Origin of the sequence: Nostoc sp. FACHB-190 (assembly GCF_014696905.1) — a bacterium.
GTDB lineage: Bacteria > Cyanobacteriota > Cyanobacteriia > Cyanobacteriales > Nostocaceae > Nostoc_B.
Genome location: NZ_JACJQW010000080.1, coordinates 1 through 12,603 on the forward strand (window position 1 = coordinate 1; position 12,603 = coordinate 12,603).

General features: G+C 39.2%; 15 protein-coding genes and 1 pseudogene. 7 read left to right on the forward strand and 9 right to left on the reverse strand.

The window, feature by feature from the left end; all coding sequences use genetic code 11:
• Positions 1–158: 158 nt before the first annotated feature.
• The 3 genes from H6G28_RS35355 to H6G28_RS35365 all read left to right on the forward strand — a co-directional run bounded on the left by H6G28_RS35355 (position 159) and on the right by H6G28_RS35365 (position 1,770).
• Positions 159–584, forward strand: coding sequence for a GFA family protein (locus H6G28_RS35355; RefSeq protein ID WP_190592935.1), 426 nt, complete (start codon positions 159–161; stop codon positions 582–584).
• 113 nt (positions 585–697) lie between these two features.
• Positions 698–1,150: a class I SAM-dependent methyltransferase gene (locus H6G28_RS35360; RefSeq protein WP_397330358.1), complete on the forward strand. Its 453-nt coding sequence runs from the start codon at positions 698–700 to the stop codon at positions 1,148–1,150.
• Positions 1,147–1,770, forward strand: coding sequence for a GIY-YIG nuclease family protein (locus tag H6G28_RS35365; protein ID WP_313950049.1), 624 nt, complete (start codon positions 1,147–1,149; stop codon positions 1,768–1,770). Before H6G28_RS35360 ends, H6G28_RS35365 begins: the two co-directional genes overlap by 4 nt.
• 33 nt (positions 1,771–1,803) lie before the next feature.
• Here the strand turns inward: H6G28_RS35365 and H6G28_RS35370 are convergent, their stop codons facing one another.
• Positions 1,804–3,042 carry an RNA-guided endonuclease InsQ/TnpB family protein gene (locus tag H6G28_RS35370; protein ID WP_190677855.1) on the reverse strand — a complete coding sequence of 413 codons (1,239 nt, stop codon included), beginning with the start codon at positions 3,040–3,042 and terminating at the stop codon, positions 1,804–1,806.
• Between the two features lie 277 nt (positions 3,043–3,319).
• Between H6G28_RS35370 and H6G28_RS35375 the strand changes: the two genes are divergently transcribed.
• Positions 3,320–3,547 carry a hypothetical protein gene (locus H6G28_RS35375; protein ID WP_190677857.1) on the forward strand — a complete coding sequence of 76 codons (228 nt, stop codon included), beginning with the start codon at positions 3,320–3,322 and terminating at the stop codon, positions 3,545–3,547.
• A 366-nt stretch (positions 3,548–3,913) separates the two neighbouring features.
• On the opposite strand, the gene H6G28_RS35380 is transcribed toward H6G28_RS35375, so the two are convergent.
• A complete protein-coding gene (locus H6G28_RS35380) occupies positions 3,914–4,489 on the reverse strand; it encodes a hypothetical protein (protein WP_190677859.1) in 576 nt (191 codons plus the stop codon).
• A 57-nt stretch (positions 4,490–4,546) separates the two neighbouring features.
• Positions 4,547–5,434, reverse strand: coding sequence for a DUF1186 domain-containing protein (locus H6G28_RS35385; protein ID WP_190677861.1), 888 nt, complete (start codon positions 5,432–5,434; stop codon positions 4,547–4,549).
• Positions 5,435–5,590: 156 nt separating this feature from the next.
• Between H6G28_RS35385 and H6G28_RS35390 the strand changes: the two genes are divergently transcribed.
• Positions 5,591–5,947 (forward strand): hypothetical protein, encoded by a 357-nt coding sequence (locus tag H6G28_RS35390; RefSeq protein WP_190677863.1) that lies wholly within the window; start codon positions 5,591–5,593, stop codon positions 5,945–5,947.
• A gap of 208 nt (positions 5,948–6,155) precedes the next feature.
• Here the strand turns inward: H6G28_RS35390 and H6G28_RS35395 are convergent, their stop codons facing one another.
• The 6 genes and pseudogenes from H6G28_RS35395 to H6G28_RS35415 form a co-directional block, all read right to left on the reverse strand.
• Positions 6,156–6,617: a cupin domain-containing protein gene (locus tag H6G28_RS35395; RefSeq protein ID WP_190677865.1), complete on the reverse strand. Its 462-nt coding sequence runs from the start codon at positions 6,615–6,617 to the stop codon at positions 6,156–6,158.
• 126 nt (positions 6,618–6,743) lie between these two features.
• Positions 6,744–6,881, reverse strand: a pseudogene (locus tag H6G28_RS37215) (CRISPR-associated endoribonuclease Cas6); the annotation flags it as partial.
• 33 nt (positions 6,882–6,914) lie between these two features.
• On the reverse strand, positions 6,915–7,598 hold the full coding sequence (locus H6G28_RS35400) for a thermonuclease family protein (RefSeq protein ID WP_190677867.1): 684 nt from the start codon (positions 7,596–7,598) through the stop codon (positions 6,915–6,917).
• 224 nt (positions 7,599–7,822) lie between these two features.
• A complete protein-coding gene (locus H6G28_RS35405) occupies positions 7,823–8,845 on the reverse strand; it encodes an HNH endonuclease (protein WP_190677869.1) in 1,023 nt (340 codons plus the stop codon).
• A gap of 313 nt (positions 8,846–9,158) precedes the next feature.
• Positions 9,159–9,731: a hypothetical protein gene (locus H6G28_RS35410; protein WP_190594756.1), complete on the reverse strand. Its 573-nt coding sequence runs from the start codon at positions 9,729–9,731 to the stop codon at positions 9,159–9,161.
• 91 nt (positions 9,732–9,822) lie between these two features.
• Positions 9,823–10,011, reverse strand: coding sequence for a CopG family transcriptional regulator (locus H6G28_RS35415; RefSeq protein ID WP_190594757.1), 189 nt, complete (start codon positions 10,009–10,011; stop codon positions 9,823–9,825).
• Positions 10,012–10,288: 277 nt separating this feature from the next.
• Here H6G28_RS35415 and H6G28_RS35420 point away from each other — a divergent pair, with 277 nt between their 5' ends.
• Both H6G28_RS35420 and H6G28_RS35425 read left to right on the forward strand, forming a co-directional pair.
• Positions 10,289–11,320 carry an endonuclease NucS domain-containing protein gene (locus H6G28_RS35420; RefSeq protein ID WP_190594758.1) on the forward strand — a complete coding sequence of 344 codons (1,032 nt, stop codon included), beginning with the start codon at positions 10,289–10,291 and terminating at the stop codon, positions 11,318–11,320.
• Between the two features lie 156 nt (positions 11,321–11,476).
• Positions 11,477–12,328 (forward strand): class I SAM-dependent methyltransferase, encoded by an 852-nt coding sequence (locus H6G28_RS35425; protein WP_190594759.1) that lies wholly within the window; start codon positions 11,477–11,479, stop codon positions 12,326–12,328.
• Positions 12,329–12,603 lie beyond the last annotated feature (275 nt).

A 12,603-nucleotide genomic window follows, 5' to 3' on the forward strand; every position in this document is an offset into this window, starting at 1 on the left:
AAAATCATGAAGTTTTGCGCGATTTATTACATAAAATTTTGAATCATGAAGATTGGGAAGAAATAGCTTCGGCGGCGGCGATGGCGGTACGGCAGAGACTTTTGAATGTTTGAGAATAATTAATCTGCATGATGATTTAAGCTATAGGAGTAAAGAAGATGTCTAATTTTGTCAAAGGTAGCTGTCTATGTAAAGCGGTGAGCATATCCACAACAAATATGAGTAATATCGTAGGAGCTTGTCATTGTGGTATGTGTAGAAAGTGGGGCGGAGGAGCAATGTTTGCTATTGAGTGTGGCAGTAATGTTACTTTTGAGGGTGCAGAAAATATCGGCGTTTATCAATCTTCCGAATGGGCAGAACGTGGATTCTGTCAGAAGTGTGGCAGCCATCTATTTTTCCGATTGAAACAAAATAACCAATATTTTATACCTGCTGGAATCTTCGATAACACAGAAGGTCTAATTTTTGAACATCAGGTTTTTATCGATGAGAAGCCCGAATATTACTCTTTTGCTAATGAAACTAAAAACATGACAGGAGCAGAGTTGTTTGCACAGTTTACACAGACATCAGAAAATTAACCCTCTTTTATTACCACGAAAAGAGAAAAATCTAGCCCCAGCTTTGAATGTAAACATTAGCTCATCATCAACCGTTCGCTCTGGGACAAAAAGCATTAATCATCGGTTGCGGTTTGGGAGATGATGCTGAAGCTCCAGCAAAACTAGGTTTTGAGGTAACAGCTTTTGATATTTCTCCAACTGCGATTTCCTGGTGTCAGCAATGGTTTCCTGATTCTTCGGTTAATTATGTAATTGCAGACTTGTTTGCACTTCCACAACAATGGCATCTTGCTTTTGACTTTGTGTTTGAGTGCCGTAACATTCAGGCTCTGCCATTAAATGTGCGTTCTGGTGCTATTTCTTCGGTTGCTGCTCTTGTAGCTCCGTGCGGTATACTTTTGTTGGTTTCTCGTATTCGAGATACAGAAGCACAACCAAGTGGCCCACCTTGGCCGTTATCAGACTCAGAATTAAAACAGTTTGAAAGTCTCGGATTACGGCAAGTAGAAAAGATTGTTTACCAAAAACAAGAGTCTGAACAATTTGATGTTAAGCAAGTGCGAATTGAATATCAAAAGTCATGATTGGCTTAGTTTTAGTTAAGGGCGATAATCAATTAGTCGGTCACACATTTTGTATTTCCTTGGAACCGAATCAGCTGAACCTATTCCCAGAAGTAAAACCCACCTCTGCACCCAGAACAGAACAGATGGTGATGAGTGCCGATGCCCTGCTGAAGTGGAAATCGCGCATACTTGCTCATCAGCACCAAGTAAGGCAAGCTCAACTACCACAGCAAACAAGCTTATTCGATCTCACTCTCAACCACTGCGATCCTGACTCTATTGACCCACTGACCCTACAGCTTGTACCAATGTCTTTCTACCGAAAACCTGCTGATAGTCCTGGTGAGGCTTGTTTGTATTTCATCTTGGATTCGGCGGTTGGGTTAGTGCTGTATGTTGGAGAAACTTGCCGCAGTGACAAGCGGTGGAAAGGGATTCATGCTTGCAAAGACTACATCGCTAGTTACCAGGATTTGCATTCTCGGTATGAGTTGACGACGGCTGTGAATGCAGCTTTCTGGTGGAATGCTCCAGTTGAGCGACGCGCACGGCAACAGTTGGAGTTGAAGTTGATTCTAAAGTGGCGTAGTCCCTTCAATAAGGAGAATTGGGATTTGTGGGGGCAACCGTTTAAGTAAATTGATCTGCACTCGCATCTTTTAGTGAACTACCTACATCGTACCGCAAGGTCGATGTAGGCTTCCCAAATCATTGGGAACTGCCTCAGACTTGGTGGATTTTTTACGTCCAGAAGTCTTTGGTCTGACATTCCCTTCTTGGGCAGAAGTGGTAGTTCCTAACACCAAAAGTCGCAAAGCTTCATTTTTTATGTTGGTCGCAGCGTTGATGTCCCTATCATGCTGCTTCTGGCAGTGTGGGCAATCTACAAACCTAACCCCCAATGAATCATAACCATTTTGCAGCATTGGGATTGGCAGTAGAGTTTCGCTACAAAGCTGAGATGAGGGGAAGAAACGATTGACTTCTTGATAGGTATGCCCAAATCTTTCAGCTTTGTATTTCAACATGGTGAGAAACATTCCCCACCCCTGGTCGCTAATAGCTTTTGCCAAGTTAGGATTTTTAACCATGTTTTTTACTGCCAAGTCCTCTACACAAATAACTTTGTTTTCGTATGCTATTTTGCGAGATAGCTTGTGTAGAAAATCTTCTCTAACTCTAGAGATTTTACTGGAAACTTTAGCCACTAAGCGTTTAGCTTTACGACGCTTGTTAGAGGTTTTATCCTTTTTTCTAGATAGTTTTTTCTGTTTACGTTTTCTATTCTTTTCTAACTTTGCTAATCCTTTTTTGGGTAGGTCATATCTTGATCCATCAGAAGTTATAGCAAAGTTTTTCAAGCCAAGGTCAACACCGATAGCTTCATTGATTGCAACTACTGGTACATCCTCTTGATTGAACAGAATAGAAGTGTAGTATCTACCATCCGCATTTTTAGATATAGTTACAGTTGTGAACTTAGCGTTTGGTAGTTCTTTGTGAAACACAGCTTTAACTATCCCCAAATTACCAGGAAACTTAATCACAGAATCCTGTGGTATTAACTTCACATTTTGGGGATATTGAATCGATTGCTTGCCATGTTTAGATTTAAAGTTAGGATATTTAGCACGTCCTTCAAAGAAATTGACAAACGCACTAGAAAGATTGAATGTTACTCGCTGCAATACTTGAGAGTATGCAAGTCCTAACCATTCGTACTCTTTCTTCAACCCAGGTAGCAACTTGTCCATTGCCACCTTAGAAAGACCTTTCCCTGTTTCTTTGTACTCTGTAGTTGTGGCATTAAGCATATAATTCCACAACCATCTAGTATTACCAAAACATTGAGCCAGATAAGACTCTTGCTCATCACTAGGATAGATTCTCAACTTAATTGCTCTATACATGGTATCGACCTTTACCGTGTTTTAAGGTTCATGATAATATAGCAACTTACAGTGAGTCAACTCACACGCAATTCATCTCACGCTCCCCTTCGGATGAGACGTGAGCCTTCTTGCTGTTAAAGGTAAAGATTCGTTCTGCTGGGACAGGCAGTGAAATATAAACATTTGCCGAGTGAGCGATCGCTATCACCTGCTATGCAATTACTACTGTATGATTGCTTTGGCTTGTAATTATTTCCCTTAATGCACTAGTAGTCCATCAACTGGACATAAATTTATGAGTAGTTTGCTTTTACTATTAATAGGCTTGGGAATTTTTTTCTTAGCTTGGAAGACTCAAGATGAAATTAATCGCATTACGGCAATGTTTAGCGGGACAATTTCTCTAATTTGGGGTTTGGCTCTCGCCCCACTGTCATTGCAATTTTTTGTTGAGATTGTCTCACTTTTAGCAGCTTTTTCTGTTTGTATGCGTTGTTTGGGTTGTGGCTCAAACCGCAATTAATTTTCAACAGATAATTTTAATTACACAACTATGTAAGTAAAATAGCTCATGTATTGAGGAAAATCTAAAATTTTAAGTATCTTGGTCAGGATAAACTTTTCTATATTTCAGCTTTTTTAGACCCTGTTTTAATATCATTATGAAGATCATACTCAGGGCAAAAGTAATAGCTAATAATATTGCTATTGGCAGAAAGCAATTTCCTTGATTCGTACTCCACGAACATAAGAAAAGTAGACTCTGTATACCAAAGATGCTCCCTAAAATTAGGCTAAAGATACCAATAACACCAATAAATACAAGAATATACGCAGTAGTTCTATTTTTGCTCATCATCTTCAAAATTCTCTTAGGTTTTGAACATTATTAATGCAGTTCAAAGAATGATTCTTGTCCTAAGTGCTTTACATAATTTTTTACAAGATTATTAAGGTTACTTGGCTCACCAACTTGAATCCAATCATCAATTCTTCCTAAAAAGCAGTATCTTTGTGTGATAAATATCCGTTTGGGTTCATCAATTAAAACAAATTGAAGTATTGGTGAATAAGAAATGGAACGCTTAAGTATAGTTTCTGCTTCTTTCAATTTATTCCCTGAAGAGAAACTAAGCAGTTCTGACAATAAATTAACATTCTGGTTAGGTGTATATATAGTAATTATTTCTTGTTTTATGTCTATCTGATAATCCTGTAATAGAGAAAATTTCTTCATTCCTGACTCTACAATCATTTTTTCTTCATCAGTAATAATTTGCGGTTGAACTTTTCGCAGAAAAACTTGAGCGTTAGGATTTTCATAAATTTCATAGCCATCAGGTATAGCTTCTAATATATTTCCTTCAGTTTTCATCGAAAAGAAATACTTTGGTTTACCAGTTTTGGTAGTGCCTTGATGAAGATAATAAGTTTGTTCTTTTCTATTAATGTACTGTATTGGCATTTTAGCGACTACCCTAATACTTACTTAATTTCAAAAAGTTTGACAAAAATTGATGGTTTATTTCTTTTTGGAGCGATTTTTTCTCCGAGATTGCTTTTGCATTTTTTTCTTATCTCTATCTTTACTTTTAGATTTTTTAGATGCTCCAAGGCTAAATCCTTCGGGAATAAAAATGTTATATGATGGATATCTTTCTTGTTCTTGTGGTTGAAAACAGAGCCAATTCTCCATTTCCGAAACTACATCTTTAATAAAAGAATACTTTGGCTCTTTACGTAGTCTATTTAAAGCTTCTTCTTTATCTACTGCTAGATAAGTGCTTACGTCTTCTTGATCAATAAAAAATAGATCAACCGAGTCTTGTTCAAAAGCCCGATTTATCTGTTCTTGAAGTTCGACTGCACAAAGCTGTGCGCTATTGGTTACTAAAGTAGTTTGAATATAATAATCTTCTTTATCTAAAGTAGAAAACAGCTTGGCATAATATTGTATAACCTGTTCTCTAGTAATGACTTCTTGAGCTATTAATACCAATAATGCTTCTAATGCAGCACCTCTTACATATTCATTAGCTTTTGAATTCTCTATAAGTTGTTTTATCAGCTCAATATTTGAGCCACTAACGCAAGCGAGTATTCTACCTAAATCCTCAGTTACTATATCTCCAGTTACATCTAGTGCAACATCACCGGGAACTGAAAAAAACTTGATAATTGTAGGGTATGCTGATTCTTCCCTAAATTGTGCTAGTAAATATAAAGCATGAATATGTAAAATATAGTCTTCTTTCTCTAGTAGCTCTTCTAGATTGTTACTCAGTTCGTCTAAGGTTTTTATTAATATAGGTGTAATAATTTCCCTTTCTTCAATAGCCCTTAAGAGTGCTAAACGCGGAAATTCTCTAGTATTATTTTCTAGCTGTGCTAAAATTTCCTCTATTTGCATTTGTCAAAATTATCACTACTACTATTAATTAACATTAAGTAGTTTATCAATCTATGTGCTGCAATTTATGATTTTTTTTAGACAACTTTAATACTTCTAGACTCAACACTTACTCAATATTCGAGAAAGACAAAGACCCGATGTATAACGGATACTATGCCAAAAATCCCTGATTGCAATCACTGTCTGTTGTCTGCTCACGATCCCCACATAGTCTGCGCTGTTCATCCCGAAGGGGTCGAGGGTGATAGTTGCTTGGATTTTCGAGAAGACCCAAATACCTCAGTTGAGGAACTATGGCTTCCCCAGGGAGCAAGTTATTATAACGGTGAGTTGATTCTACAGCCTCGTCAGCACTGGACACAACAGCAACAGTTGGAATTACTAGATTGGCATCCTTTATTTACTGGCAGATGTCCCCAATGTGGTGCTGAGTATGAGCGTGACTATACTTCAAGGGTGCATTGGGATTGCCCAAATCCAGAGTGCGGTTGGTTGGATGATACAGTGTAGCAATCGCGGCCCATATCTGCATCCCATGAGTCCAAAACTAAGAAATTACTTCTGATAGTGATCTTCCTTACTCTTAAACACAAACGTAATACTGAGTTTGCTGATGATACCTGTCGTAGCAAATTCCTACAAAAAGAATGCTGAAGCTCTCTTGTGCTTCTCATCATCAGATTTAACTATATTCGGACTTAAAAATAGCACCCAGTTGCTAATTAAGAGTTCCCTGGCTTAACTCTTTCTTTTTTGCAGCTTTCAACTGCTTCAACGCCAAAGTTGCTGCACTCAAATCGTAAGGAAAAGGTCTACGACAAGTAATATAATCCCTTTGTTGAGGAGGACGATGGCGTAGTACAGCATTGACCACTAAACAAGATTGCGAACTTAAATTAATTGCTCCGTGCAGAACCCCAGGTGGAATAGTCACTACCATAGGATAGTCTTCACTTAAAGGAATATACTGGTATTTCTTATTAATCAAAGTGACAAGTACAACCTGTCCTTTCACTACTAGCAACTGGTCAGTTTGCGACTTGTGAACAAACAAATCATCTATTGTATTGGGTGCAATTTGAGCCCAAATGGTTTCATTGCTTGTTTGCAGAGTAAAAAACTCAACCATCCCGCCTTTAATTGACTCTAGCTGCCGGATTTTAATTTCTCTAATACCCATAAAAATCCTATAAGAGTATCTGATAGGCAAAAGTTATACATTTCATCTTAGATACTCAAGAAGAAAAAAAAGTGTCTAAAATAACTGTTTATGGTAGATTAACTGAAATTCACGAGTATTTATTGCTCACTCAACCGTCCTTTTAAGAACTTTTCGAGCAAGCTTAACGTAAGTTTTCACTGTCTCAGGTTCTATTGCCAAATCAGTTGCGATCGCCGCTAACGTTTCCCCATACTCTCGACTGGCCAGTATAGTCGCCCAGGTCACTAGTTAACCCAAAGACGTGTTTTGGCATAATCACCGTTCACAACCCACACCATCCCCATCCCTATCAAACCCGTGCGGATCTGGTGGAACAACTTTAAATCTGCGGTAAGGAATATCACGGCAATTCAAATCAGCCGAATTGGGCGGAATGCAAATATCTGGGTACGATAAATCGCATTGCTGAACTTGTGGCGCTCGCGTTGTCTCTTGAGTTGACTGTTTACCCCGCCGGAAATCCCAAGGCATAGTCGGCTGCGATTGATTCCAAAATCCCAACCTTTTACCTTTGGCATCAGCCTCAGCTTGCAGAAATTGGTTTTTGGTACTGTTGCATCCCTGGAGATACTGCCGATAAACAACAGCTTGTCCCTCTTGCACCATTGTTAGGTTGACCGAACGATTATTCACGAAAATCTCAGCTACAAGTCTTTTGTAGCGATCGCGCTCAATTGACCGAACTTGTACTGACTGGTTTACCGGCAGAAGTTGTTGAAGACGAGCCTTAGATTGCTGCCCCCAAGGATTTTGTTTGAGTTCGGGTGCATCAACACAAGCCAAGCGGATGGTTACTGGTTGTCCTTGTTGATTGCGGACTCTTAACGTGTCACCATCACCTACGCTCACTACCGTCATCTTGGGGAGGTTGGTTTGCGCTATAGTTGGCACTCCAGAGAGCAGCAGTAGGGTTGCTGCGAGAATACTGGCTTGGTTCATCTACGTAAACATTGATTTTTGTGTATCAAGGATAACTTGTGTTTACTGCTGCATCTGTGATTCGGATCAAGCCTAAGAGATCATATCTGCTCTATATCTGTCCTTGAACAAGTTATCCTCGCTCAGTCGCCGCGATCGCATTCAAGCTTGAGGTGTGTAGTCAGCCCAAACAAGAGTAGCCTTGAAGATGAAGCCAGCACTCGTGGTAAAGTTGAGCGCAGATTTTAAGCAGACGCAGAACCACCAAACGTATTTTTGTAAGCATCAGCAGTTTCCTCACCGAAACCACCAGCTTGAGCATGACGAAGTAGCGATTGAATGATCGGCATTGCAATACTCATCCCAAATAAAGCGTTGAACCCTGCCACAACCACTGGTGCTGACAAGACAACTGTAAATTCTGGAAATAAAGCCAACACGGCCACTAATAGCAGAAAAACAATTGGTGTCGCAATGCCTGCTATCTTTGCAGTTTCTACAATTAGATTTTTATATTCTTCAACAGTAATGTCGCCTCGGTAAAGATCCAAGGAGTATGAAATCGCTGTTACTACAACTTGAGTGACAACAGCCGTTCCTGTAGCAGTAATCCCCAGCCTCGCAATTGTCCCTGAATTACTAATAATAGAATCTACCGCATTGTAAACCCGAATATAAAACTGCTCCCCCACAGTCATCACTTCGGCTCCGCGACGTAGATTATCAACACCCACTTCCCATAAGATGTTGTCAGCACCGTTTGAGCCACCTTGAGAACGTGGAATGATATGGCTACCATGCTTATCACTCAAAAATTCACGAATAGTTCGTTCGTTAGCTCCTAGTTTTGATGTGCCGGGAATTTTCCCAAACAGCTTCATCACATCTGCATCACTACGAGGTAAATCCCCGGTTCGCAAACCAGCACGATACCTCAGTCTATATGCAATCTTGGGCATTTCTAGGGCTAGTTCCGAAGCTGTTCTAGGCAAGTTTTGTAATGCCTCAGCTATGGCTACACTTGAAGTCGTTACCCCAATAGCAGTTCCTTCTAATGCTTTCCCCGCATTTTGTACAGATTGAAAACCTTGCTGTGCTGTTGCAGGTAGATTAGTTACTGCATTAATACTTGAAGTGGTAATCTCTACAGTAGTATTCTTGATTCCATCAACTACCTCTTCTATTCCATTAGCTGTATTAGTTGCGGTTTCTTGAACTTTATCTTTGAGCGTATCTGCTAACTTTTTTGCTTGGTTGATGAAATCCATGTTTTAGCCAACTGTTATTTTTATAATTTAATCCAGCTTCTCGCTTCAAAACTTAGAACTACATCAGCACTAATCGTGAAATAGTCCAGAAATATTTAAAGATATAGTGAGGTAGTTATAGCATTCATTGGTAGTAGCTCAAAAACTTAGCTAAGAAGTTATTCTAGCTGTTTTGTTAGCTATTTAAACAAATTTTAATATCTCAGCCATTTAACTCTGCCGTGCCGAATTGGGCGAAATTTAAATATTAGGGGGAGAGCAATCGCTGCAAGCCCATCAAGCGATCACTCTTAAATAAAGCAAATACAATTCGTTAATCAATCGGTTCTTGAGTACAAGATAGATAATTTGAGTTAACCCATCCTTCCAAGCCATTAACTTTACTATTCGGGCCTTGAAATACACTTACATAGGCCCAGATGCCTTGTTGTTTCTTCAGTACAACTTGATTCCCATTATTTAGACCTGCCCTAGATTTTCCATTAGGGCTATAACGGAGTGCCAGTTGTCCAGATGTAAGATTCACTACATCACACCAAGTAACCACTTTCAGAGGCATGACAGGCACTGCATCATCTGTAACGGCTACTAATTTACGACGTAATACCCGCTTATCTGCATTATAAACATTCAGATACATTCCTTCATTAGAATCTTCACGCCAAGAAACTGAATAAGTATAATCGCTATTTTCCCAAGTAATACCTCGATAACCCTGATCGCGCCAAGATGTTCCATCTTCCAGGTTGAGGCATTGACCTTTTGCATCACAACCTGTGTATGTCTTACCATTTTCACCATCACCCAAAATAATGGTAAATTCTCCTGCTCTGTAAGTCTCGGCTTTTGCATAGGTAGCAGTTGCTCCAATAACAGAAGCAGTCACAATTGCTGTTACAAAAAATGTTTTTAGGTATTTATTCATCATGCTTGAAATTTTTGTAGTTAAATTAATGTCCGTTCTCTCAGGCAGAAGTTTATTCAACATTCAAAGAGCGAATTAGCTCTCGGATTACATCTGTCGCTGGTCGTCCTGTAGTTGAGCAATACTTATCTAAATTTTCAGCTTCACCTGATGTGAGATTAATTGTTAACCTTTTGACAACCCATTTCTTATTCACAGGTTCATCAGCCTTATTTGATACCACTTCTTTAATATCAATCATCTAGACTGTTACTACCATGATATATCTAATGAAATTAGATTCAAGATGCTGTTAAGAAACAGCTACTATCTTTAAAACTGTCATGAAGTGCTTAAATGAATTCTAGAGTGTGAAGTTTTAAAAATTTAATAGCGAGAACTATGAATAGAATATGAGCTAAATCTTTACTATAAGGCTAAATATTCGGTAAAAATACATGGTTACATTAGCTTATCAAACGCCCATCTAAAGATAAGCTGATTGATTATACTTGAGTATTTAAACTGGTGAAGATAGTATGTTAGCTGGTGCTGCTTTAAGAAAAACAGGTGATGGTTGGGAATTCACCTCAGAATCCGCACTAGAAGATTTCATTTGGGACAATCTACAGCAGTTATTAGGTTTTACACCTCTCAAGCGACAATATGCTGCTAAAGGCGAATTCTGCGATATTTTAGCCTTAAATGAAAGTAAGCAGTTAGTAATTTTAGAACTAAAAAACGCTGAGGATAGATACGTTATTCAGCAGCTAACCCGCTATTATGATAATTTGCTAGACGAAAGACCATTTGCCCAACAAATAGACTACAGCCAACCAGTTAAATTGATAGCAGCTTCACCCTCGTTTCACAGGCATAACCTGATTGACTGCAAGTATAATCTGCTCAAAATTGATTTATTGCAGATTCAGGTCTTAAAAGATAATCAACAGTTCCAGTTACGTTTGCAAGATATTAATACTAATAAAGCTTGGTCAATTCCTATTCCCTATCAAGAACTAAATTTCAGCAGTACAACATATAACATTCCAGCAGCACCGCAATTTCTTTTAGATTGGCTTGGTGCTTGTACGGGGGAGGAACAGCAAGCAATTCTCAAACTTCGAGAGAAAATTTTGACTTTTGATGAGCGAATCAAAGAAGAAATTGAGGGTAGAAACATTATTAAATACGGCAGAGGTAAATCGAAACCTGTAGCTGAACTTTGCTATCAAAGAGCATCTCATAAACCAGTAGTGTTTCTGTGGTTGCCAACTCCTACATCATGGCGAAAAGAAGTAATCGGCAGAATTAGAATTTGGCTAAATGGTGAATTGGTGACTTTTGTTGGTCATGTGCCAGAGGGTTTCGGGCAAATGAAACTTCAAGCCCAATGGGATGCTATGCCAAGAGAAAAACGTCCGGGGAATTACTACCATCAGAAATACTCCCCTTTTCATGCGGGAATATACAACAAAGTTTTACAACAAGATTTTCAAACTCCTGTAATTTTAGAATCATTAGTTGATTTAGCTCTTACTAAGTGGCTTGCTAGATTTAGCTGTTTGTAAACCAACATAACGGGCTTTTAACAATTACTAACTAATGACTACGTTAATTGTTTAGGTAATCAGCACTCGGTTTCTACAACTGATACTAGACCACGCACAAACACAGGTGAGACAATTGACTTGCGACTGCAACAATAATTACTAAAGCTCCCAGTAATGAATGATCTGCCTGAAATTCAAGATGAAGTTTGCCGCACAGCATTGGTCATGGCAACTAAACGTGCAATAGAAGCCGACAGGTCAGACCATCTGTTTGACGATCCTTTGGCTGCACAATTAGCCGGAGAAACAGGCCAAGCTTGGCGTAAGAAATGGGAACAGCAAGATAGCGATAACCCCCTTGGTAGTGCGGTTCGCATTCAGTTTGTTGCAGTCCGCACTCGCTTTTTTGATGACTTCATTTTGTCTGTGTTGCCCGAAATTAAACAATTTGTCTTTCTAGGAGTCGGGTTAGATACAAGAGCATTTCGTCTGTCCTTTTCACCCCAGACTCGTTTGTACGAATTAGATTTACCAGAACTCATACATTACAGAGAAGCGATTTTGCAAGGTAAAGGAGCCAATTGCCATCGATGTGCGATCGCGGCTGACTTAACCCAACCTTGGTCTCATCTGCTTTTAGAACAGGGCTTTGATATTAACGCACCCACACTTTGGCTAATGGAAGGGCTGTTAATGTACCTGAACGAGTCTCAAGTTAATGAGTTACTGCTCACAATTAGCCAGTTGAGTACAGATGATAGTTACTTGGGGGCTGATTTGGTCAGTGTTAAGTCGTGGCAGGTTGGGGCTAAACACCAAAATGGCTTGATTAGCAAGCACTGGCGTTTCGGTACAGATGAACCAGAACAGTTGTTTGCATCTCACGCCTGGAATGCTTCAGTGATTCAACCGGGAGAAATCAGAGCGAATTACGGTCGATATGCTGTCCAATTGGCTCCACGCGAAATTAAAGGTGTGCGGCGGTCTTTTTTGGTTACAGCGAAGAAGGAATCAATCAGTTCATAGCTGATGCGATCGCATAAATCCTTGCTTGCCAGCTTTCCTTTCCAGACCCTATCACCAACAACCACATCTTTTTATACTTAAAAAGCCCTGATAAAAATTCAGGGCTTCGTTTTGTTCACGGTTTATTAAATGCCAGCTATAAAATTTTTGCCAGCAGTTTTCTATAGAACCCATTTGGGATCTAGTATACTGATAAAATAACAGTATGTTTTGTCACTTATGTATTTAAGCAGTTTAACAGATGAAGAGTGGCTAATTATTGAACCATTATTACC